This is a genomic window from Streptomyces sp. GSL17-111, assembly GCF_037911585.1.
GTDB lineage: Bacteria > Actinomycetota > Actinomycetes > Streptomycetales > Streptomycetaceae > Streptomyces.
Genome location: NZ_JBAJNS010000003.1, coordinates 1 through 20,186, shown reverse-complemented (window position 1 = coordinate 20,186; position 20,186 = coordinate 1). Strand labels below are relative to the sequence as shown.

Sequence of the window (20,186 nt, the reverse complement as noted above, 5' to 3'; positions counted from 1 at the left end):
GAAAGGCCGGCGACCGCGACGGGGGCGGCCACCTCCCACCAGGCGGTGCCGGGGACGGCCAGGGCGGCGGTGTAGCAGCCGGACAGGCCGAGGACGGGCAGCGCCCGGTGGCAGGCAACCAGGAGGCCGCTGCCCCCGGCGCGGGTGCGGCGCCACAGGTGGGCCAGGGCGCCGGCCCCGGCCGCGACCGCGCCGACGTGCAGCGGCCACGGCCCGGCGTGCGGGCCCACGGCGGCGAGCACGCCCCCGGCGCCGTACAGGACCCGCTCAGCGGCCGCCAGGCGCCGGGCTGCGGCCGGGGCCAGGCGTCGCGGCGCGGGGCCAGGCGGTGCGGTCTGGACGGTCTCGGCGGTCATGGCAGGGGTCCTCCTGGTCAGATCGGTGGTGGTGGGGTGTGCGTGAGGGGCCCCGGGGCCGTGGCGGCGCCCGGGGCCCCTCACAGGGGGTGGGGCAGGGTCAGCGGGTCCTGTAGAAACCGGGCTTGGCCTGCCGGACGTCCGGGCGGGCGTTGACGGCCTCGTAGATGCCCCGGTACTCGCTCTGGTGGGCCTGCGACGTCTCGCGGGCGTGGGCCTCCATGGCGTCAGCGGCCCCGGCCAGCTCGCCGGACGCCTCAGCCACCGCGCGCAGGGAGAGGGCCGCCTCGTGGATGAGGGCGGTGAACCGCTCCTCGACCTCGGCGGCCCCGGCCTGCTCGGCGATCCGGTCGGCCTCGTCGGCGTCCGCGCCCATCCGGCGCTGCAGGGCGTTGAGCCCCTCTTTCAGCTCCAGGGCCGCCCCGGTCAGGGTCGCCATGCGGAAGGCCAGGGCGAGGAAGGAGGCCCGCCCGGTGTGCTCGGGCTGGTGTGCGTTGTAGTGCTCGATCTCTGAGCCCATGTCAGTCCTCGTTGTGGATGCGGGCGGACGGCGTGTGCAGCCCGGCGTCGGCGGCGGCCTGCTGCACGGGCCGGTAGGCGTTGTGCATCTCGTCGTGCGCGACCTCGACTGCTTCGGCGGCGGCGAGGGATTCGGACCGCATCTCCTCCGCCGTGCGGGCGACGACGTCCATGGACTCAGCGAGGTGGTCCATGGCGCCGCTGGTCATGCGGCCGATCACGTTGTGGTGCTCGCGCAGCTCCTCGGCCAGGGCCTCCAGGGAGCGGCGCAGCGCGCGGGCCTTGTCCGCGAGAGCCGCGCACTCGTCGTACGTGGCGAAGGTGTGCGTCTTGGACGCGGCGAGGTGGTCCAGGACGTCGTCCAGGGTCACCTCCGTCATGTGCTGGGCGGCCACCCCGGCCGGTGCGGCCGGGCGGGGGATGCGAGCGGGGGCACTCACAGGCGGGCTCTCCTTCGTCGTGCGGGTGGTGCCGGGGCGGGGCCCGGCGGGGTGTTGCGGTGCGCGGGGCAAGCCCCGCACTCCGGTGGTGACAGCCGCGTGCGGTGCCGGGTCGGGCCGCTCCTGGTGGCGGTCGGCGGGGCCGGGTCGGTCGGCCCGCTCCACGGTGATGACGGTCTCCGTCCAGGAGGTGGCGGCGTGCAGGTCCTCATCCGCGCTGCGCCTGGTCCCGCGCGGCGGCGGGTGCGGTGCCCACGGGCCGCCCCGGGGCGGGGGCGTGCTGCTCGTGTCCGCGTGACCGGTGCGCCGCCTCCACGTGCGGCGGGCGCGGTCCCGGAAGCGGCCGGCCTTGCCCGGCGTCGTCGAGCCGCCCGGGGCGGAGGGGCCGGGGCCACTCGCTTTGCCGCTGCCGTGTCCGCGCCGCTTGGCGTCGGCCCGGCGGCACTTGCGGCACCGGCACTCGTGGACGTCGTGCGCGTCGGCGGTGCCGTGCTTGACGCCGGGAACCTTCCTCACGGGCTTCGGTCCTCCTGCCGGTCCTCGACTGCCGGGCTTGTGGGGGCCGCTGGCCTTTCGGTCGGCGCCGGTGGTCGGCTTGCTCTCCGGGCCCGTCTTGTGGCCCGCTCCGCCGCCGTGCTTGTCGCCGGGGTTCTTCCGTCCGGGCCGGTCGGGCGCCTTGCCGGGGGTCGTCTTGCGGTCCCTGACGCGCTCCAGGGCCCCCTTCGAGGGGCCGCCGTGCCCTTTGCCCCTGCCGGGGGCCAGAACGCCCGCAGAAGGCTTCAAGGGCTTGTCCGTGCCCCCCTTGGGCTTCCTGCCGTCCGTGCCGCTCCCGCTGGTCGGCTTGCCGCCGCCGGGTGCGTCCTTCCGGGGTGGCTTGGCCCCCGGTCCGCCGCCGGGCTTCCCGCCGTCCTTGCCGCTGGTCGGCTTCACCGGGGCGGGCTTGGGCTTGGCCGGGTCACCCGGCCGCGGCTTCCCTGCCCCGCCGCTGCCGGTGCCGGTCGGCTTCTTCCCCGAGGCCCCCGAGGCCCCCGAGGCGGCCGTGTGCGCGCCGCTGCCGCCCTTGCCGGGCTTGGCCGAACCGGCGGACCCTCCCGCGCCCTTGCGGCCGTCCTGGAGCGCCTTGCGGCCGAACTCGGCGGACGTGGGGACCTTCGCCAGGCGCGCGCGGGCGTCCTCCTCGGCGGCCTTCCGCTTCACCTGCGCCTCGCGCCACACCGCCTCTTCGGCGGCGCGCTCCTGGCGGCGCTGCCTCCAGTCCCCCACCAGGGTCACAGTGCCGCGCAGCGCGGCCAGGGCGACGGCCAGGACGGCGGACAGCGACAGCGCGCCGAGGCGCGGCCCCTGCTGCTGGTCGGTGTCGGCCAGACCCTCGGACCGGAACGTCGCCGGCACCTCGCCGGGCGGGAGGTCGGGCAGCGGCGGGGGACCGGGCGGCGCGGGGGCGGTCGCGTCCGTCAGGTCGTCGGCGGCCGAGCGGCGGGCCCGGCCGGGAACGGGCTCGGCCCCGCTGTCCGGGGCGGGGTCCGGGGGCGGGGCCGAGGGGGGCGGCGGGGGTGCGGCCGGGATGCCGGGGAGCGGTGGGGGGCCGACCTCCGGCAGCGGCGGCGGGCCCGGCGGGTCTGCCGCCCGGGGCCGGAAGTTGATCACGTTCGTGTCGTCCACGGTGCCTCCACGGGAGTTGACAGACCGTGACCGCCTCGCGTACGCGCGCGGGCGCTCGTGCGCTCCTGCGCTCGTGCCGCTCGTGTTGGGGGCGAGGCAGTCACGGTCTGCGGGGTGAGGATGAGGATGATGACGGCCGCGACCGCTACCGTCCGTAGCGGTCGCTGAAGTGCTTGAGCGTCGTGGACAGGTCGTTCCACGCCGTCTCGTCGCCGTTCGCGGCGTGCTCACGGGCGATCCGGCGGGCCTCGTCCCACCACAGTTCGGCGAGCCCGCGCGGGCCTCGCGCGGCCTGCGCCTGCTGCCGGGTCAGGGCGTGCCGCTGCCGGTTGTAGGCCCGGCGCTGCTCCCTGGTCATCGGCTGGGGCATCGGCTGGTCCATCAGGCTCCTCGCTTCCAGAGCTCGTTGATGCCGCGCGCCGGGGCGGGCACGGCCGGGGCGTCGGCGGCGGGGGTCTCGGTGGCCGGGGCGACGGAAGCCGCGGCGGTCTTGTGCAGCGACTTCGCGGCGGCGGTGGCGACGGACTGGCGGGGGCCGGCCTTCTTCGCCTCCTTCGCCCGGCGCCGCTCCTCGCGCTGTCCGGGGAGGGCGGCCACGTAGCGGACGTGGTCGGCGTAGGTGGTGCGCAGGGCCTCCATGGCGCGTTCCTGCGTCCGGGACGCCTTGACCGCCTTGCGCAGGTGCTTCTCGACCTTCCGGGCCCGGCGGGTGGCCGACCAGCGGCCGTCACCCTCGACGTGCTGGGAGCGCAGGCCGGACTGGAGGGCGGCGAGCGCGGCGGCGTAGGCGTCGGCGTCGGCCGCGTGCTCCTGCTGCCGTGCGGCCGTCCACGTCGTCATCGCGGACAGGGCGAGGAGGCGTTCGTACTGCTCGGGGCGGTTGATGTCGGGGGAGTTCGGCACGGTGCTCCTCCTGGTCGGGGGCGGGTGTGGGTGGGTGGTCGGGCGGTCCTGGTGGTCCCGCAACCGCCCCCGGCCCGGTCGGGTCGGGGGCGGCAGAGGCAGCGCCAGGAAGGTGCCGCGTTCGCATGTCCGTGACCAGGACCCGTCAGGAGGCGGCGCCGACCGGGGTGGCCGGGCCGCCTCCTGGCGGGTGTTGGTGCTGGTCAGCAGCCGGTGCAGGGCTCGGGCCACGAGCACTCGTGGTCGGCGAGGTCAGCGGCCCGGCAGGCTTCGTTGCAGTACGGGGCTCCGCCGGGGGCGCCGCACAGGTAGCACGCGTGGTCGTCCATGTCAGTTCTCCTCGTCTTCGCAGTGGCAGGTGCAGCCACGACCGGCGCATCGGCCGCAGTCCTGGCAGGTGTCACAGGTGGTGCAGTGGTGGCAGCCGCGCGGTACGGGTGGCCAGCAGGCGCAGCCGGTGGGCTGCCATGGCTCCGGGGAGCCGAACAGGCCGAGCTGCCCCGGCACCGGTCCGGCAGGGACGGCGCGGCGGGCGCGGCGGCGGGTGTTCGTGCGTGCCATCAGCGCGCCCCCGCTCCGGTCAGCTCGGTGGCCGACGCCTCCCCGGCGGGGTGTTCGTGGCGCGCCTCCCGGGTGCGTTCGGAGACCCACGCGAGGGACCAGCCGGTCCGCCGCGCGAGTTCGCGAACACCCGCGCCCTCAGCGACACCGGAGACGATCGCGGCGCGCGCCTCGACCTCCGGGAGCTTGTCGCTCGCGGTGTTCGCGGCGGCGGTCGCCGAGGTGTTCGCGGACGGCTGGGAGGGCTGTGCGCGAACACCTGCGGAGTGTTCGCGGCGGGCCTTGCGCTCCTGCCGCTGGCGTTCGCGCTCCTGGCGCTCCCGCTCCTCCTGCTCGCGGGCCTCCTGCTCCTGGCGCTCCTTCTCGGCCCGCTCACGCTCCTCGCGTTCCTGCCGGTCACGGCGCTCTCGGTCCTCCCGCTCGCGGCGCTCAGCGCGTTCGCGCTCAGCCCGTTCGCGTTCCTGCTGCGCCTCCCACTCGCGCTGTTCGCGGGCGGCCTCCCGCCGTTCGCGCTCAGCCCGTTCGTGGTGTTCGCGCTCCTCCCGCTCTCGGCGTTCGCGGATGGCCTCGGCCCGTTCGCGTTCCTCGCGTTCGCGGTGTTCGCGGGCCTCCCGTTCGGCGCGTTCGCGGTCTTCCCGCTCCCGGTGTTCGCGGCGTTCGCGTTCGGCCTCCTCACGCTGTTCGCGGGCGATGCGGTCCAGTGCCCGGGTGATCGCCCGGCGGTACGCGAGGGCGGCCTCTGCGGTCACGATCAGGAGCAGCGGGGCGACCGCGTGAACGGCCACTCCCACGGCGTCGCCCTTGAGTGCGCTGTCGCCCACGTTCAGGGCGAGGGTCATGCAGCCGGTGAGCCATCGCAGGATGGCCGGCCACCTGCCGCCGTGCTCGCCGAGGCGGGAGACCGTGGCGTCCAGGCGGATCACGATGACCACGGCGGCGTCCACGACGACCGGCAGGATCGGCGCGGTCCAGTCCCACTCGTCCGGGGTGACCCGCTGCACGAGTGGGGTGACCGTCAGGACGGAGAACAGGACGGCGCCGAAGGTGATCGTCCAGGTGCCGCCGGACAGGGTCCGCTCAATGGACTTGAGCTGTCCCGGGGTCAGGGTTGCCAGCGTCTTCACAGGACGCCTCCTAGGGGGAGGGCCTGGACCCGCCAGGTGACCTCGCTGGCGGCCGGGAGCGCGGCGCCGGGGGTGTGGGAGGTCCACCCCTCGCGGGGGGCGCCCTCGGCCTCGGCGGCGGCCTCCGCCGCCTCCATGCTGGCGTGGACGCTGTGCAGCACCCCGTGCCGGAACAGGACGTAGACGCGGGCCGCTCGGGCGGCCTGGCGCCGCGCGGTGCGCAGCAACGCCCGCAAGGCCACGCGGTCCTCGGCGTCCAGGAGGATCTGAGCGCGGGCGGCGTCCACCTCCTCTCGGGCGGCGTCGCGCTCCTTGCTGGTCTGCTTGATGACGGCCTGGAGGCCGCTGAACTGCGTCTCCAGGTCGCCGCGCAGGGCCTCGGCGGCGGCCTCCGCGACGTCGGCGCGGTCGGCCTCCTCGACGTACGCCTGGTGCCACTTCTCGGACTCGTCGCTGTAGATCTGCGCGGCGTGGTCGGCCTCGTCGCGGTCGGCGTGCAGCGCGGCCAGGGTCGTCGTGCGGATGATGCGGAACATCGGGTGGGTCTCCTCATGGCGGCCGGGGCCGGGCCCTGCTCGGTGAGCGTGGGCCCGGCCCCGGCGGGAGCGGTCAGTTCTGGGTAGCGGCGAGGACGGCCCGCAGGCGGCGCAGGCGGGCCGTCAGGGCGTCCAGACGCGGCAGGACGGCGTCCAGGCCGTGGAGGTCCAGGTCCACGGCGAACCCGTCGCACCAGAACGCCACCACCGGGGCGGTGGGGTGGTCGGGGTCGAGGAACAGGGCCGCGTGGCCGACGTCGGGGCGGGGCCGGTCGGGGGTGAGGGCCGGACAGGTGCCGGTGCCCCGTACGGTCGCGGCGCTCACCGCGCGAGCTCCGCGAGGCGGCGGGCGGCTTCCTGGGAGGCGGCGAGGTCGGCGGCGGCACGCTGGCGGGCGGCCTCCATCTCGGCGGCCTGCTGCTGGCGGGCGGCCTCGGCCTGGTCCTGGCTCACCGGGAACCGCCCCCCTGGCGGACGCGGCGCAGGGCCTCGTCCATGTCCGGGTCGGAGTCGGCGGGGATGGCGTGCAGGTACGCGGCGTGCAGCTGCTCGGCGCAGCGGCAGCGCCAGTAGCCGCACAGGGGGCACGCGTCATCAGCGGCGGTGATCAAGTTAGGGTGCGTCATGCGCCTTGCTCCTCCTGGTCAAGGAATGGTGGGCGCAGCGACGGCCCCCGGGATGAAGGCGTCTGTAGCGCCTCCGGGGGCCGTCGTGCTGTCCCGGCACGGGATGTGCCGGGGGTCAGTGGGTGCGGTGCCTCGGGCACGCGCAGGGGGGCCACTGGAAGGTGTCCAGCGGCGGAAGGTCGTCGCCGTGGTGGACGGCGAGCGTGGGGCCGTAGGTCCGGCCGCTGTCGTGGCTGACGCGGATGGTCAGCAACGGCGGGGGACCGGCGGCGGGCTCCTGGCCCTGGTCGTCGGGGGCCGTCACGCGGCGGCCAGGACCGGCACGGGGGCCGGGGTGGTGTCGGCGGGCGCCTCGGCGAGCGTGACGCGCAGGGAGGCGGCGCAGGGGCGCATGGGCACCTCTCCGAGGCCGAGGCGGGCGTAGGTGGCACGGATGGCGTCCAGGTCCGGGGTCTGCCGGGAGGACCGGACCCGCTCGACCAGGGCCGCCCCGTACCGGCCGCTCGGCGCCCGGTCCAGCAGCTTGCGCGCCCGGCGCTTGCCCCGGTCCCCGGCGCGGGCCAGGTCGGTGGCCTCCGCGTAGGCGGTCGCGGCCGCCTCGATCTCCTCGGCCAGCTCGGCGGCCTCCTGCGGGGACAGGACGTCGGCCGGGTCCGGCACGGAGGCCGGCGCCTGGTCGCGGACCAGAGCGGACGGCGCGGCCACGCAGCGCACGGCGTCGGTGAGGACGCGGGCGGCACGCGCGGCACGGCGAGCGATGCGGTCGAGCATGGGTTCCTCCTGGTGAACGGGTGGAGCGGTGGTGCGCGGCGCACCGGGGGTCTGTAGCTCCCCGGTGCGCCGAGTGCCCCGGACCGGAATCGAACCGGCCTGACCAGCGAAAACGTGGTCTCCCTGTCGGGGCTCCGTCACCAGTTCCGGCAGCGTGCTGCCGTTTGTAGGTCTGGTGACCCACCGTCCGGCGTTGCCAAGGCGCACCCGTAGGCGCGTGCCGACGAACCTCGCCCCGATCTGCCCCGGGACCCTTCGTCACTGGTGGGGTGCACCGTGTGACGCAGGTAGAACGTACCACGTCTTGAGAGGTACGTTCTACCGTATCGGGGTGGTACGTTCTACCCATGCCGGAACCGGCGCGGACCGAGGAGAAGGACATGACGGAAGCTCGCAAAATGGGATACGCCGACGTGGCTGGGGCGTACCGACGGCAGATCCGGGACGGCACCCTGCGCCCTGGTGATGCGCTGCCGACGGTCACCGCCGTGGCAGAGAAGTGCGGGGTGGCACGCAACACGGCTGCACGCGCGTTCGCCGTGCTGAAGTCGGAGGGCTTGATCGTCACCAGGGCGGGTGCCGGGACGGTGGTCGCCGAGGCCCCGCACGTCATCAGCGGCACGGACCGGCTCGATCGGCTCAACCGCACCGGGCGGAAGTTTGCGGAGGGGGAGGAAGTGACCGGGCGCCGAGTGATGCGTCGGTCATGCGTAGACCCGCGAGTCTGCCGGGAGCTCGACCTCGAGCCGGGCGAAGAGGTCATCCTCCGCATCCGCACGTTCCGCCAGGACGGGAAGCCGACCACGGTCGGCCTGTCGGTCATCCACGCACGCGCCACCGTCGACGTCCCGGAAGTCGCCGAGGAACGGCACCTGCCCCGCTTCTGGCAGAAGCTGTACGAGGAGCGGACCGGTCGGGCCATCACGAGGGGCGAGCGAACCGCGATGGCGCGCCAGGCTTCGCAGGATGAGCTGGACGCCCTGGAGATCGACGCCCCGCCGCACGTGTCCGTGTCTGTACTCGTGACCCACGTGACCTTCCACGACGAGACGGGCCCCATCGAGCACTGGGAGGACGTCTACGCCCCCGGAGTGGAAATCCCGTTCTCCGCCTGACTCGCCTCACCGTGACGAACGGCAGGCCGCATCTTCCTCCCGGCTTCAGGGAGGGGGCGTGACAGGCCAGGACGACGAACGGCCAGCCACCTGTTGGTGACTGGCCGTTATGGTGATCCGAAGTAGACACAGCAGAAAGCCCGACCCCCCTCTGTTTCTTGGCGGAAGCGAGGGGGCCGGGCTTCTAGGAACCCGCAGGTGCGGGGCCGTTGCTCGTTCAGATCATACGGGGTCCGCTCCCTGGGAGCGAGGCACCTCGTGGGGTCAGAGGGAGCAGCGGCGGCGCACTCGGGTGAGGAATGGAGCCCTTTATGCGCCGTGACCAGGCCGGTCACTTCGCCGCTGTACCGAACACCGTGACGCGGAACACGAGCCGCGTCGCTGCACCGGGCTGGTTGTGGGCCGCCGGTACGAACACCGCTCGACCCTCCTCCGGGGGCCTGGAGACCGGGCCGAGCGGCATCCCCATGGGAGACAGCATGTCGTACCCGCCCCCCTTCCGTCCTGCCGCCACTGCCGGTGACGTCCTCGCCGGAGGTGCCCGATGAGCGAGGAACAGAACCTCGAACTGCTCCCCCCGAACCGCGGCGGGTTCTACACCTCGCAGCTTCACGACTGGGTGCCGATCTGCCCGTACCTCAGTGACTCGGCGGTCCGCCTCTACTGGATCATGCGGTCTCTCGTCCTCGACAAGCGCGGCCCGGTCCGGAAGCTGACCCTCGGCGAGCTGTGCCACCTGCTGCCCGCGAAACCGGTAGAGCCCGGCGAGGAGGTGAAGCCGTCGAGCTACAGCCGCATTCGGAACCTCCTGCGGATGCTCTCCGCCGTCGGTCTCGTCTCCACCCCGGAAGGCCGGCCCCTCAAGACCTCGTCCCGGGCGAAGGCGTCCGCGAACGCGCTCCGTATCCGGATCAACGACAAGCCGCGCCCCGGCTACGACGGGCACAAGAACAGCTTCGACGCGCTTGACGCAGTCCGCCCGGCCGCCGAGGCGATGGCACAGGCCGCCATCGACCGGGAGGCCGCCCGGGAGGCAGCGAAGAGCACCGCCGAGGACACCGCAGGCGGCCAGGACGACACCAGTGCGGGTCAGATTTCTGACCCACGGGGTCAGATTTCTGACCCACGGGGTCAGATTTCTGACCCGGACTCCTCACGTGAACAGGGGAAACGCGACCTCCCGTTTAGTCCTCCCGTTCAGACCTCCCGTTCAGACAACTCCGTGGCTGACGCCGTAGGCCAAGGTGCGGGTGGTTACGCACGTGCGGGTGCGCGTGAGGGCGCGGCGGGTGAAACCGGAGACCGGGGCGGCTCCGCCGCGTCGAGGAAGACCTCCCCCCCGAAGACCACCAGGAGCAAGACCGGCACGACCGGCACGCGGCCGTCCACGGTGAAGACCAGGCCCCGGAAGGCCGAGCCCGGCTACGACGACGTCCGCGCAGCCGTCCCGGCCGCCGTCGCCCGACCCGGCACCGCCCTCTACCCCGGCCTCACACGCGCCATCAACGACCTGCTGCGCGGCAACCCGAGCCAGGGCGTACCCGCCCGCACACCCGGCCAGGTCATCGCCCGCCTCAACCGCCGCTGGCACGGCGAGGACGCCGAGGCGCGCGCGGCCGCCGACTACCGGGGCTGCGACCGGTGCACCGCCTCCGGCTGCGACGCACCCCGGCGCAGCGAGGAGGACCCGGAGGGCTGCGACCGCATCAAGAACCCGTCGAGCTGGCTCGCGGCCGCGATCCTCATGCAGGACTGCCCCGACCCGGCATGCGATGACGGGCAGCTCCCCGACGGCCGTGGTGACTGCGTCCTCTGCCAGAAGCGGGCCGCTGACCGCCGCTCCGCCCGGGAGGAAGCCGAGCGCCTCCGGGAGCGGTGGGAACGGGAGACCGCCGAACTCGCAGCCCGCCGCCGGGAGCGCGAGGCCCGGGACGGCGTCCCCGCCGGGCACTACGCCCACCACCACCACGACGACCAGGAGCAGGGGCAGGAAGACGTCCGGTACGGCGTCCCCCGCCAGGCAGCGACCTGGAGGTGCCAGGGCGCCGGATGCGGACGCGTAGGCCGTGGCGACACCCCGGACGTCCCGCTCTGCTCGGACTGCCAGGACGACATCCGCCTGGCCCTCCAAGACGCGGGAACACCCTGAGAGGAACCACCCCGCAGAACGGCGCCCTGTGCCCTCAGCGGGCGGACCCACCACCCCGGCGACCGTTGACCCACCGGAGTCCCCAGAGTCCCGCACACGGCCACACAGAGCCCCTGCGAGGCGCGGCCCGTAACCGGCGGAAAAACGCCGCTTAGCTCCGAGGAACCGCCGCCAGGAGCAACGGCACGTGTGAGGCCCGGCACCATCAGGCACCGGGCCTCACACGCTCAGGGGTGTTCGTTGGGGTCCTCGTCGCGGGTCTGCACCATCACCCGCCCGGCCAGCTGCCGCAGCTCGTGCCGTAGCCGCTCAGCCCGCCCCGGGTCGTAGAACTGCGCCGACTCCACCACCTGCCGGGTCACCCGCTCCGTGATCTGCCGTTGCTGAGCCACCGCGGCTTCCAGGGTGGCCATGTCCTCCGCACCCTGCCTCACCTCATCCGGGCCCCCACTGCCGGCGCCGCCCGGGTCCGGCTCCGCGTCACGATCCGGCGAGGGCCGGGGCGCCGAGAGTCGCGGCACCCGGCCCTCAGCGACCGCGACGCGCAGCACGTCACGCACCTGCCCCGGCTCCGCCACCCGGTGCGGCAGCACCTCCCGCGCCTCCCGCAGCGTGGCCGCCGTGACCCGGCCGCCGCTCAGCTCACGCACCTCCGCGTACAGCGCGGCCGTCGCCTCAGGGCCATGCAGCCGGTACACCGGGATCATGGCGCGGGCCTGCGCCTCGTTGATGTCTCCTTTTGGAGACAGAGCCGCCACCGGCCACGCATCCATCATCCGGTAGGCGTGCGCACGCTGAATCCCCCACACCTCGCTCACGTAGTCGGCGAACGTCGCGTGCGTGTCCCGGTACAGGCGCCCCCGGTTGATGACCTCCAGCGCCTTGCCCGCGACGACGGCGGACTTCCGGAACCCGCGCAACGCCTCCTCACACACGGACAGCCGTCGCCGGTCCTCCTCGCTCAGCTCTGCGGCGTCCTCCGGAGCGTCATGCGGCGTCGGCAGATCATCGACCGTCACAGCCCGGGTCACGTCCGCCCCGGTGAGCGCCGACATCACCGCACTGCCCTGCCCGTCGCCGGTCAGCTCGGGCGCCGGCCCCCCGAACAGCTCCACGTCCTCGTCCTCGTCCTCGGACACCGTGGACGTCAAGTTCAGCGCCGGGCGGCTCACCGCGCCTCACCCCCCACGGCTACGAGGAGCCCGGCCGCCTGGTCGTAGTCAGCCGCGGCCGTGGACTCCGGCGCATACAGCCGGATCGGCTGCTCAGCGATCGGCGCCTCCGCCGCGCGGACACTGCGCCGCACCGGGATCACCGCCGCCTCCGGATAGTCCTCGGCCACCTTCGCCGCGAGCTGCCGGGCGAACCCGGACTTGTCCCACGCGGTCAGGAGCACCGCCCCCACCCGCAGTTTCGGGTTCGTCTTGCGCTGCACGTGCCGGATCGTGCGGTGCAGCGACGCCATGCCCTTCATGTCCAGCCCCCCGACCTTCAGCGGCACGATCACCTCATCCGCCCCGGTCAGCGCCGCGACGGTCACCAGCGACAGCGACGGCGCCGAATCCACGATCGTCACGTCCCACCCCGGCCCGTCCGGCTCCTCGACCTCCTGGGCGAGCGCGGCCGCCAACGCCTGCTCCGCACCGATCGGCCGCTCGTACTCCACCCGCGCCAGGTCCAGCCCGGACGGCACCAGGTCCAGCCCCTCAAAGCGGGTCGGGTAGGTGGCCTGCGCCAAGGTGCACTCGTCGAAGAACACCGACCGCAGCGACCACCGCTCACCCTCCCCCGGGTACTGCGGGCGCAGCCACGCCGTCAGGGCCGCCTCCTGCGGGTCCGCGTCCACCAGGCGCACCCGCAGCCCGGCCGCCGCCAGGGCCGCGCCGAGCTCCACCGTGGACGTCGTCTTCCCGGCCCCGCCCTTCTGGTTGACCACAGCGAACACCCGGGGCGGAGCAGCCGGTCGCCACGTCGAGGGCGCGAGGATCTGCGGCCGCCACGACTGGTACGCCACCTCCTCATCCCACCGGGGAACAACCTCCAGGCGCTCCGCGACAGCGAGCGGCGGCAGCGCGATACGCGCCCCTGCGGGGCCCGGCACTGGTGATGTAGTCATGCCGGGACGGTATCCGCCGACCGCCCGGAACAGACCCACACGGTCCGCTCACGCCGCATGGCGTCCTCGAGGTGGCCGCACCCCGGGGCGGTAGCCTCCCGCCTCGTCGGCACCGGCCCACCGTGCTCCGCAAGCTCGACCCGGTGCCGTGCACAGCACTGCGGCCCGTCCCCCTCCCACTCCTCCGCCGGGTGGGTCAGGGGGACGGGCCGCAGTTACGCCCGTGCCAGTCAGGCGGCTACCTGCTACGCGCTACCGCTCGCCACGGCTTGCCCGTCCAGTCGTCCGTCCCGAACCCGGTGGGCGTCCACCTGTCCTTGGCACCGACGCGGACGAACCCGAACGCGATCAACTGGCCCTCGGGCGTCCGGGTGACGTGCTTGCAGTCGAAGCGCAACGAATCCTCGGGGGCCGTGTAGCCGTCCTGGGAGTCGTAGACCACCTCCGCCTCGAAGAACGTCGGCGTGCCGGGTGCCGTCACCGGGGCGACGTCGCCCGACGCCGAGGGAGCGCTCCCGTCCGGGGCGAGTTCGCGGCGCGCCTCCTCGATGGCGGTACGGGCGTCCGGCCAGCAGAACAGCCGGTCCACGCTGAGGGCGCTGATGGACTCCTGCCACCCCTCGCGTGTCCAGGCCACCCCGCCACCACGGCGAGGCGCACAGACCGCCCACCCGGTCCCGAACGCGGCCGTCTGCCGACTGACTCGCAGCTCCTGCCCTCCGCCTTCCGGCAGCAGGACCCGGTACTCCGTCGCGTCAGCGGCGAGGGCCCGCTCCTCGGCGAGCTCGGCCTGCAGGCGGCGCAGCTCGGTCTCATCGGTCGTCATCTCGGTCTCCTCCTGGTGATGTGGTGGTGTGGTCGGGCGACGGGTCACAGGCCGATCCCGACCAGCGGACTGTTCTTCACGCGGTCCACGTCGGCCATGTAGCGGGCCAGGACGCGGGAGCCGTCGGCCCACCCGCCCTGACGGCCGATCTCCAGCGGGTCGTGCCCGGCCGCGCGGGCGGCGGTGGCGAACCCTCGGCGCAGGGAGTGGCCGGACCAGGCGCCCGCGAGTCCGGCGGCGACGGCCAGGCGCTCCACGACGTCGGCGGCGGCCTCGGCGGTGAGCCGCCCGGCGGGGTCTCCTATCGGCCGTCCGTGCCGGGTCAGGGGCGGGGCGAGGCGGTCCCACCGGTCCACACGTAGGAACACCGGCCCCTCGGTGCGTCCGGCGGCCGTCAGGGCCTCCAGGTACGCGCGCAGGGCCCGCACGGGGCAGGTGGCCGGGTCGGTGCCGTACAGGAGCGCTGTGGTGGTGTGCTTGCGGACCTTCCCCCGGTACAGGTGGACGTCCCAGCCGTGCTCTGCCTCGACCATGTCCAGGCGGTTCGCGGCCACCAGCTCGGAGACGCGGGCGGCCGTGGCGAAGCCGACCAGGACCAGGGCGGCGTTCCGCTTCCCGGCGATGCTGGCCCGGTCCACCCCGGCGAGCATCGCGCGGAGCTGCTGCGGCTGCGCCGGGGTCGCCTGGCGGGCGGTCGCGGCCGGGTCGCTGCTGCGGGCGAGGCGGTCCTTGTAGGCGTTGAGCACCGCGCGGGCCCCGCGCATGGACGGCCGCGGCTTGCCCTCGTCCTCGTGCCACGTGGTCACGGCCGACATGGCGCGCTCGATCGTGGACGGGGCGGCCGGCCTCCCGGTGCGCGGACGGGGCGTGACGGTCAGGTGCTCCACGTACTCGGCCATGGTCTCGGCCGTCGCCGGGAGCGGCGTGCGGTCCTCCTCGGCGCACCAGGCGGTGAACGCCTCGCGGTCCGCGCCGTACGCCCGGCGGGTCGAGTCCGGCACCGAGGCGGCGATAGCGGCCACCGTCCCGGGGGATAGGTGCCGGTCCCTGCCGGTGCGCACCAGCTCAGTCCCGGCCGGTCCGTCGTCCTCGACCAGCTCCGCGTCCAGGACCTCGTCCAGCGGGACGGCCAACTGACGGGCGGGTTCGCCCATGTGATCCTCCCTCAACTCTGACTCTTGAGAAGGAACATTATCAAGAGCCAGACGGGGACATGCGGGAACACGGGAACCCACACGGGGACAACGGTCCGGGCCGAGGGGACAACGCGGAACCGGGGTCCGGGAGATGGGCTATCGTCCCCGCCCGCCCCCGTCTGACACGGCCTGTCCCTGTACGGCCCGAAGGGAGAACCCCCCGATGAGCACCCTCGACCCTGCCGCGCTGCCGGAGTGGCTGACCCGCGCTCAGTTCGCCGCGCTCCTCCAGGTCCACCCCAAGACCGTGTCCCGTTGGATCTCAGCGGACCCGTCCATGCGCGTGCAGCGCCTCGGGCCGACCGGCCACCGAGTGCGCATCCACCGCTCCGAGTCGGAGCGCCGGACCGCCGCCGTGTCCTGACCGGGCGGGCCGACCACCTGCCCCCTGCTGCTCGCTGTCCCGCTGGTTATGGGCCGGGGACCGGCGGGGGCTGCGCACCACGACGGCCGGGCCGGACTGGACGGCCGCCCTCGCCCACTTCGACCACGACCAGGAGGGCCACGCCCGATGACCCCCCGCTCCTCGACCCCGGCCGCCCGGTGGCGCGGCTCCTTCCGCTGGGGGTGGGTCCAGCGCGCCGCCGTGCGCAACGGCATCACAGCATGGGACGACCACCGCCACGCCGTGCCCGGCGTCCAGGCGCCGGCACCCCCCCAGGCGTTCGCCTGGATCTCCCAGGAAGCCCAGGATCAGGCCGTAGCAGACCTGGAACGCGCCGCCACCGAACACGACCGTGACAGCACCCCGCCCCCGGCCCCGGTCTCCCCGGTCCCGGCCACCCGTAGGAGGTGAAACATCAGGTGTCGCAAGAGGTGAAACAACCGCAGCGCCCCGGGCCCCGGCGAGGAGGCCCGACCCCGTACCTGCGGGTGCCCGCGCTGAGGAAGACCATGGAGGGCCAGGAGGCGGCAACGCTGATCTTCGGGCGGGGGATGACCGTCCGGGAGGCCGCCACGCAGCTCGGCATGAGCCCTACGACGTGCTGGCGCCGCGCCTGGTGGTTCATGGACCGAACCCTGCCCGTGTCCTACGGCCTTCCCCTCGGCCCGCTGCCCCCGCAGCGAGGGACCCGGGCCTGCCCCCGTGGCCGCCCTTGGATGCCCACGCTGGACGGCGACCGCTCCCGGACGGGGAGGGCGCGGACCATCCACCGTGACGGAGAGGACTTCCCCGACCTGGACGCCCTGGAGCCGCTCGGCATGGCCGCGCTCATGGAGGCCATCGATGCGCCGTACGACGACCTGGACGACGCGGAGGGCTTGGACGATGCCTGACTCCCTGGCCGAGGACGTCCGCCTGTACGCCGCGCTCCTGGCCTCCACCCGCGACCCGGACGCCGAAGCACTCACCGCACTGTGCCCCGTGTCCCTGCTGGAAGTGCTGCGCGCCGCCATGGACCGGATCCCCCGGACCGCTACTGACCCCTTGCACTTCCCGGCGGTCGCCCTCGTGTCCGTGGACGTGTCCGCACTGGTCAGGGCCGGTGCCGCCGTATACATCCCGCCTCGTTCCTGTAGCCCTTCAGAAAGGCTGGCCTATGCCCACGGTGACCGTGACCGCCCGAGTTTCCCCGTACGTCCGCGACCGGCTGATGGAGCAGGCTGCGGAGCGGAGGACGACCCTTTCGGGGCTGCTCGCCTCCGTCGTGACGGAGGCCGTGGACGACGCAGGCCCCGGCCTGAGGGCGGAGGGCAGTCTGGTGACCGCCGTGCGCGCGGTCCTAGGGGAGAGCGACGGTGAGGACCCCAGGGCCGCGGTGGACCGGGAGCTGTGCCTTCTCCTGGCCCGCACCGTGGAGAGGAGGGAGCCAGGGTTCCTCGCGGCTATCGGCCCACTGAAGCGCGCTTTGTCGGCCGCCGCCCCGAGCTCGGAAGACGAGGCGCTGAACCAGGTGCTCAACCAGGCCGTGCGACTGGCCTACCCGCCGTACACCGGTCTCGGCCGGTAGGGCGGGTCATCCGGCGCCTGCATTGCCGCACAACGCAAGAGGCCCCCGGCTCATCCTCGCGGACGGGCCGGGGGCCTCGGGTGGTGCCAGGGTCAGGTGGTGCGGTGCAGGACGGGGCGGTCCACGTGGAGGTGGACGACGTCGGGGGCGAGGTCGGCGAGCGCGGCCCCCAGAGTGGAGGCGACGACGTACGACCGGTGGCGTCCGCCGACGCAGCCGACCGCGATGGCCAGCGGCCCGGCGCTCGGCCCGGCGAGGAACGCGCGGGCGGCCTGGACGGTCGCGGCGATCAGCTCCGGGATACCGGGGGTGCCGAGGACGGCCGTGATCACCTCGTGGTCCCGGCCGGTCATCTCCCGCAGTGCCGGGTTCACGTGAGGGTCCCGGAAGTGCGGGCGGAGATCCAGGGTCAGGTGTGCATCCGGCGCGTGCCCGTGGTCCTGGTGGCCGTACCCGAACGAAGTGATGGTGAGCGCGGGCGTCTGCTGGCTGGTGGTCATCTGCTGCTCCTGGTGGTCGTTCAGCGGTTGTTGATGGTCAGGCGGTCGATGTGGACGCCGGTGCCTCCTCGGGAGCCCCACCGGCCGCCCTGTCCGCCGGTCCCGGTGACGTTGACCGTCACGGGCGCCGGGGCGGCGGCGGGCGCGCTCCGGGCCGTCTCGGCGGTGCGGGACCGGCCGACCAGGCGCAGGCCGAGGAACGCGGCGACGGCGGTCCCGAGGACGGCGGCGGTGCCGAACGCGAAGTCGGCGGCGGCGGCGAGGTGCGGACCGGCCATGGCGAGGGCTCCCCCGGTGGAGAGGGTCAGGGCGCAGACGGAGGAGACGACGACGATGGCGCCGCGCTCCAGTGCGGACAGGGGGCGGCGGGGCATCGCCTCGGGGGCGTCCGGGACGACCAGGGGCGGGGCCGGGGGCACGTAGGCGGTGACCCACTGGCCGGTGTCGAGCTGGACCAGGGCCCGGCGCGGGTCGGCGGCTGGTGCCAGCGGGTGCGCCTGGTGGACGACGGGCGCGGCGTGGAGGGGCTGCGGATGGTGGACGGCCGGGGCGGCGTCGGTGGTGGTCGGCTCGTACACGGTGGTCCTCCTGGTGGTCAGGGCATGGGAGAGGCCCGGACCATGAGGGGTGGTCCGGGCCTCGTCGGGGTGTCGTGGGCGGGCGGGCTAGTCGTCGGGGGTGCTGTTCACGGTGCCGCAGTTCCAGCACGTCCAGGTGCCGGGTAGCTCGTAGTGCGTCGTGGTCCAAAACCCTTTCGGCCGGCCCCAGACGCTGTTGGTCTCCCAGCAGCTCCAGCAGTCGTATTCGAAGTCCACGGGTGGCCTCTTCCTGGTCGTCCGCCACAGCATGGCGGCCGGGAGAGACACCCGGGGGCGGTTCACTCCACGGGGTGGCCGGGCAGCGCCCAGCGGCCGTGTCCGGCCGGGACGATGGCGCCCTCCTCGCGGAGCGCCGTCAGCGCGTTTCCGACGGTCCCGGCGGACGGGCCGCCCTCGGTGCCGACGCCGACCGCCTGCCGGATCTCCCGGGTGAGGCGGGGGCCGTCCTCGAGGGCGGTCAGGATCAGGTCCCGCAGCGGGCGCGCGGCCGAGGCCGGTGCGGCCGGCGACTTGGTGAGCGCGGGCGCGGGCTCACGGTCGGCCGGAACCTCCTCGGTCTCCTCCTCCCCGCCTCCGCCGCCTTGGGCCGCGCCCTTCTTGCCCACGGTCATGAGCAGCTCGGCGTACGGCAGGGCCTCCGCGTACTCCTGGCGGAACACGGCGGCCTCCTCCTCGGTGAAGCCGGGCACGGGCGCCGCTTCCATGAGGGCGATCAGGCCCGGGTAGGTGCGCCGCTCCTTCACCGCGCGGAAGACGCGGGTCATGGACGGGTGTCCGCCCTGGATCATCCAGGCGCACCCGGCGGTCACCGGCCCGGGGGCGGCGTCCTCGCCGGTCCAGGCGGCGGCCACCTCCGAGGCGCCCCCGGCGCCGAAGTGGCGGGGGATCGGGGTGACCTCCACGGCGCCGCTGGTCATGTCGGTGGCCATACGGCGCGTCATGGTGCCGTTGACCCGCCCCAGCCACACCGTGCCCTGCCTGGCTCCGGAGCGGATCTTGTCGGAGTCGCCAAGGTCGGCGAGGTGGATGGACTGCCCGGCGAAGCGGATGCCGAGGCCGAGCTTGCGGCCGGTGAGCTGGACGCGGGAGACCATGCCGGTGCACCAGGTGCGGAAGTCCGCGTGCACGTCCGCGTCGGCGGCGAGCACGCGGTTGATCTCGTCCAGGGTGAGGATCGCCAGCGGCCACGGGTCGCCGAGGGTGAAGGAGCCCCAGCCGCGCGAGGCGGACACCCGCTCGCGGTAGTCGGCGACCGCGCAGAACGCGGCCAGCGTCGCGCCGAGCGCGGCCCGTCCGGCGCCGAAGTGGGCGACGCGTCCGTCCGCCTCCGGGAGGCTCATGCCGTCCTGTGCGTCCGCGACGACGGACACCACGCCGGACAGCCGCTCGGCCGCCAGGATCGTCAGCAGGGTCACGGACTTGCCCGAGCCGGGGGCGCCGACCAGGAGGTCGGTCAGCGCGCCCAGCTCCGGGTCGTACAGCGGCATCCGGGCGGGGCGGCCGTCGTGCCGCAGACCGACCGTGATCCGGCCGTCGGTGCCCATCGTCAGATCCGCGGCCGTCGCCTCGCGGATGGTGATGAGGGGGTGCTCGCGGTAGACGGTGACGACGCCGTGGGCCAGGCCGTCCGTCTCCACCATCACCAGGTCGGGGTCCTCGACGCGCAGCGCCCGGGCGAGCCGCTTGCGGGGCAGCTCGATCATGCGGTCCTCCTCGGCCTGGACGAGGACCACCAGGCGGTCACCGGTGAGGCGGTAGTCCGCCAGCAGCATGCCCGGGGCCGCGCCGGTCGGCCCGGACACCCGCGTCTCCCACAGGGCCCGCACCTCGTCGTCTCCGTCCGTCCCGGTCTCCTCGGCGGTCGCGGCCGGGGTGACGCGCAGCGCCAGGCGGCCGGGCCCGGCGCCCTTGACGGGGGTGAGGGTCACGGCCTCCTCGGGGACGTCGAAGACGGCCGCGACGGTGCGGGGGTCCAGGCCCCGGGGGACGGCCTGCCCGGCCGGGGCCAGGACCACGGCGGTGAAGTCCGGGGCCGCCGGGTCGGGGTGGGCGACGTCCACCAGGCGCGTGTCGCCGGTCGCGGCCGAGGCGGACCACATGAGCTGGAGACCGGCCTCGTAGCCCTCCGGACGCTCCTCCTCGGGCGCCGCCTCGGCGTGTGCGGCGACCAGCTCGGGCAGCTCCCGGGCCGCGCGGGCCACGCCGAGGGAGCGGGTGACCGGAGCGGCGACGGCG

Annotated in this window: 27 protein-coding genes and 1 pseudogene; 6 read left to right on the top strand and 22 right to left on the bottom strand. The window is 74.4% G+C overall.

Annotated features, from left to right (window positions below; all coding sequences use genetic code 11):
• The 14 genes and pseudogenes from V6D49_RS26130 to V6D49_RS26065 form a co-directional block, all read right to left on the bottom strand.
• A pseudogene (locus V6D49_RS26130) lies at positions 1-356 on the bottom strand (plasmid transfer protein TraX); the annotation flags it as partial.
• Positions 357-456: 100 nt separating this feature from the next.
• Positions 457-876, bottom strand: coding sequence for a conjugal transfer protein TraB (locus tag V6D49_RS26125; RefSeq protein WP_340564508.1), 420 nt, complete (start codon positions 874-876; stop codon positions 457-459).
• A 1-nt stretch (position 877) separates the two neighbouring features.
• On the bottom strand, positions 878-2,977 hold the full coding sequence (locus V6D49_RS26120; RefSeq protein WP_340564505.1) for a hypothetical protein: 2,100 nt from the start codon (positions 2,975-2,977) through the stop codon (positions 878-880).
• A 145-nt stretch (positions 2,978-3,122) separates the two neighbouring features.
• On the bottom strand, positions 3,123-3,359 hold the full coding sequence (locus tag V6D49_RS26115; protein ID WP_340564503.1) for a hypothetical protein: 237 nt from the start codon (positions 3,357-3,359) through the stop codon (positions 3,123-3,125).
• Positions 3,359-3,880, bottom strand: a complete 522-nt coding sequence (locus V6D49_RS26110) for a hypothetical protein (RefSeq protein WP_340564502.1) — start codon at positions 3,878-3,880, stop codon at positions 3,359-3,361. Before V6D49_RS26110 ends, V6D49_RS26115 begins: the two co-directional genes overlap by 1 nt.
• A gap of 203 nt (positions 3,881-4,083) precedes the next feature.
• Complete coding sequence (locus V6D49_RS26105; protein WP_340564499.1) at positions 4,084-4,209, bottom strand: hypothetical protein; 126 nt, start codon at positions 4,207-4,209, stop codon at positions 4,084-4,086.
• 1 nt (position 4,210) lies between these two features.
• Positions 4,211-4,441, bottom strand: a complete 231-nt coding sequence (locus V6D49_RS26100) for a hypothetical protein (protein ID WP_340564496.1) — start codon at positions 4,439-4,441, stop codon at positions 4,211-4,213.
• Positions 4,441-5,565, bottom strand: coding sequence for a DUF2637 domain-containing protein (locus V6D49_RS26095; RefSeq protein ID WP_340564494.1), 1,125 nt, complete (start codon positions 5,563-5,565; stop codon positions 4,441-4,443). Before V6D49_RS26095 ends, V6D49_RS26100 begins: the two co-directional genes overlap by 1 nt.
• Entirely contained in the window at positions 5,562-6,101 is a 540-nt protein-coding gene (locus V6D49_RS26090) for a hypothetical protein (protein ID WP_340564492.1), read from the bottom strand. Before V6D49_RS26090 ends, V6D49_RS26095 begins: the two co-directional genes overlap by 4 nt.
• A gap of 73 nt (positions 6,102-6,174) precedes the next feature.
• Complete coding sequence (locus V6D49_RS26085; RefSeq protein ID WP_340564489.1) at positions 6,175-6,426, bottom strand: hypothetical protein; 252 nt, start codon at positions 6,424-6,426, stop codon at positions 6,175-6,177.
• A complete protein-coding gene (locus V6D49_RS26080; protein ID WP_340564486.1) occupies positions 6,423-6,554 on the bottom strand; it encodes a hypothetical protein in 132 nt (43 codons plus the stop codon). Before V6D49_RS26080 ends, V6D49_RS26085 begins: the two co-directional genes overlap by 4 nt.
• Positions 6,551-6,727, bottom strand: a complete 177-nt coding sequence (locus V6D49_RS26075) for a hypothetical protein (RefSeq protein WP_340564483.1) — start codon at positions 6,725-6,727, stop codon at positions 6,551-6,553. The genes V6D49_RS26080 and V6D49_RS26075 overlap by 4 nt, the downstream gene beginning before the upstream one ends.
• 115 nt (positions 6,728-6,842) lie before the next feature.
• Positions 6,843-7,031: a hypothetical protein gene (locus V6D49_RS26070; RefSeq protein ID WP_340564480.1), complete on the bottom strand. Its 189-nt coding sequence runs from the start codon at positions 7,029-7,031 to the stop codon at positions 6,843-6,845.
• The gene (locus V6D49_RS26065; protein WP_340564479.1) at positions 7,028-7,498 is read right to left on the bottom strand and encodes a hypothetical protein; all 471 of its coding nucleotides are present in this window, start codon (positions 7,496-7,498) and stop codon (positions 7,028-7,030) included. The genes V6D49_RS26070 and V6D49_RS26065 overlap by 4 nt, the downstream gene beginning before the upstream one ends.
• A gap of 347 nt (positions 7,499-7,845) precedes the next feature.
• Between V6D49_RS26065 and V6D49_RS26060 the strand changes: the two genes are divergently transcribed.
• Together V6D49_RS26060 and V6D49_RS26055 are read left to right on the top strand one after the other, a co-directional pair.
• Complete coding sequence (locus V6D49_RS26060; protein ID WP_340564476.1) at positions 7,846-8,613, top strand: GntR family transcriptional regulator; 768 nt, start codon at positions 7,846-7,848, stop codon at positions 8,611-8,613.
• A gap of 544 nt (positions 8,614-9,157) precedes the next feature.
• Positions 9,158-10,762 (top strand): hypothetical protein, encoded by a 1,605-nt coding sequence (locus tag V6D49_RS26055; protein WP_340564474.1) that lies wholly within the window; start codon positions 9,158-9,160, stop codon positions 10,760-10,762.
• Positions 10,763-10,989: 227 nt separating this feature from the next.
• Here the strand turns inward: V6D49_RS26055 and V6D49_RS26050 are convergent, their stop codons facing one another.
• From V6D49_RS26050 to V6D49_RS26035, 4 genes are all read right to left on the bottom strand, one after another.
• A complete protein-coding gene (locus V6D49_RS26050) occupies positions 10,990-11,934 on the bottom strand; it encodes a hypothetical protein (RefSeq protein ID WP_340564472.1) in 945 nt (314 codons plus the stop codon).
• Entirely contained in the window at positions 11,931-12,878 is a 948-nt protein-coding gene (locus V6D49_RS26045; RefSeq protein WP_340564470.1) for a ParA family protein, read from the bottom strand. Before V6D49_RS26045 ends, V6D49_RS26050 begins: the two co-directional genes overlap by 4 nt.
• A 238-nt stretch (positions 12,879-13,116) precedes the next feature.
• Entirely contained in the window at positions 13,117-13,704 is a 588-nt protein-coding gene (locus V6D49_RS26040; protein WP_340564467.1) for a hypothetical protein, read from the bottom strand.
• 44 nt (positions 13,705-13,748) lie between these two features.
• Positions 13,749-14,858 carry a tyrosine-type recombinase/integrase gene (locus V6D49_RS26035; protein WP_340564466.1) on the bottom strand — a complete coding sequence of 370 codons (1,110 nt, stop codon included), beginning with the start codon at positions 14,856-14,858 and terminating at the stop codon, positions 13,749-13,751.
• A gap of 205 nt (positions 14,859-15,063) precedes the next feature.
• Between V6D49_RS26035 and V6D49_RS26030 the strand changes: the two genes are divergently transcribed.
• From V6D49_RS26030 to V6D49_RS26015, 4 genes are all read left to right on the top strand, one after another.
• A complete protein-coding gene (locus V6D49_RS26030) occupies positions 15,064-15,264 on the top strand; it encodes a hypothetical protein (protein ID WP_340564463.1) in 201 nt (66 codons plus the stop codon).
• Positions 15,265-15,411: 147 nt separating this feature from the next.
• Positions 15,412-15,696: a hypothetical protein gene (locus V6D49_RS26025; protein WP_340564460.1), complete on the top strand. Its 285-nt coding sequence runs from the start codon at positions 15,412-15,414 to the stop codon at positions 15,694-15,696.
• Positions 15,697-15,794: 98 nt separating this feature from the next.
• A complete protein-coding gene (locus tag V6D49_RS26020) occupies positions 15,795-16,178 on the top strand; it encodes a winged helix-turn-helix domain-containing protein (RefSeq protein WP_340564457.1) in 384 nt (127 codons plus the stop codon).
• Between the two features lie 263 nt (positions 16,179-16,441).
• Entirely contained in the window at positions 16,442-16,852 is a 411-nt protein-coding gene (locus V6D49_RS26015) for a hypothetical protein (RefSeq protein WP_340564454.1), read from the top strand.
• Between the two features lie 92 nt (positions 16,853-16,944).
• Here V6D49_RS26015 and V6D49_RS26010 read toward each other — a convergent pair whose 3' ends face one another.
• The 4 genes from V6D49_RS26010 to V6D49_RS25995 all read right to left on the bottom strand — a co-directional run.
• Positions 16,945-17,352, bottom strand: coding sequence for a RapZ C-terminal domain-containing protein (locus V6D49_RS26010; protein WP_445330668.1), 408 nt, complete (start codon positions 17,350-17,352; stop codon positions 16,945-16,947).
• A gap of 20 nt (positions 17,353-17,372) precedes the next feature.
• Positions 17,373-17,930: a hypothetical protein gene (locus tag V6D49_RS26005; RefSeq protein ID WP_340564448.1), complete on the bottom strand. Its 558-nt coding sequence runs from the start codon at positions 17,928-17,930 to the stop codon at positions 17,373-17,375.
• A gap of 87 nt (positions 17,931-18,017) precedes the next feature.
• Positions 18,018-18,167, bottom strand: coding sequence for a hypothetical protein (locus tag V6D49_RS26000; RefSeq protein ID WP_340564445.1), 150 nt, complete (start codon positions 18,165-18,167; stop codon positions 18,018-18,020).
• A gap of 62 nt (positions 18,168-18,229) precedes the next feature.
• Positions 18,230-20,186 (bottom strand): hypothetical protein (locus V6D49_RS25995; RefSeq protein WP_340564442.1); only part of this gene is annotated, 1,957 nt, incomplete at its 5' end.

Bases quoted from the DNA above. Each gene is read 5' to 3' on its own strand.
- V6D49_RS26125 (WP_340564508.1), bottom strand. From the start codon at position 876: ATGGGCTCAGAGATCGAGCACTACAACGCACACCAGCCCGAGCACACC.
- V6D49_RS26115 (WP_340564503.1), bottom strand. From the start codon at position 3,359: ATGGACCAGCCGATGCCCCAGCCGATGACCAGGGAGCAGCGCCGGGCC.
- V6D49_RS26105 (WP_340564499.1), bottom strand. From the start codon at position 4,209: ATGGACGACCACGCGTGCTACCTGTGCGGCGCCCCCGGCGGAGCCCCG.
- V6D49_RS26100 (WP_340564496.1), bottom strand. From the start codon at position 4,441: ATGGCACGCACGAACACCCGCCGCCGCGCCCGCCGCGCCGTCCCTGCC.
- V6D49_RS26090 (WP_340564492.1), bottom strand. From the start codon at position 6,101: ATGTTCCGCATCATCCGCACGACGACCCTGGCCGCGCTGCACGCCGAC.
- V6D49_RS26075 (WP_340564483.1), bottom strand. From the start codon at position 6,727: ATGACGCACCCTAACTTGATCACCGCCGCTGATGACGCGTGCCCCCTG.
- V6D49_RS26065 (WP_340564479.1), bottom strand. From the start codon at position 7,498: ATGCTCGACCGCATCGCTCGCCGTGCCGCGCGTGCCGCCCGCGTCCTC.
- V6D49_RS26060 (WP_340564476.1), top strand. From the start codon at position 7,846: ATGCCGGAACCGGCGCGGACCGAGGAGAAGGACATGACGGAAGCTCGC.
- V6D49_RS26055 (WP_340564474.1), top strand. From the start codon at position 9,158: ATGAGCGAGGAACAGAACCTCGAACTGCTCCCCCCGAACCGCGGCGGG.
- V6D49_RS26045 (WP_340564470.1), bottom strand. From the start codon at position 12,878: ATGACTACATCACCAGTGCCGGGCCCCGCAGGGGCGCGTATCGCGCTG.
- V6D49_RS26040 (WP_340564467.1), bottom strand. From the start codon at position 13,704: ATGACGACCGATGAGACCGAGCTGCGCCGCCTGCAGGCCGAGCTCGCC.
- V6D49_RS26035 (WP_340564466.1), bottom strand. From the start codon at position 14,858: ATGGGCGAACCCGCCCGTCAGTTGGCCGTCCCGCTGGACGAGGTCCTG.
- V6D49_RS26030 (WP_340564463.1), top strand. From the start codon at position 15,064: ATGAGCACCCTCGACCCTGCCGCGCTGCCGGAGTGGCTGACCCGCGCT.
- V6D49_RS26025 (WP_340564460.1), top strand. From the start codon at position 15,412: ATGACCCCCCGCTCCTCGACCCCGGCCGCCCGGTGGCGCGGCTCCTTC.
- V6D49_RS26020 (WP_340564457.1), top strand. From the start codon at position 15,795: ATGGAGGGCCAGGAGGCGGCAACGCTGATCTTCGGGCGGGGGATGACC.
- V6D49_RS26015 (WP_340564454.1), top strand. From the start codon at position 16,442: ATGCCCACGGTGACCGTGACCGCCCGAGTTTCCCCGTACGTCCGCGAC.
- V6D49_RS26010 (WP_445330668.1), bottom strand. From the start codon at position 17,352: ATGACCACCAGCCAGCAGACGCCCGCGCTCACCATCACTTCGTTCGGG.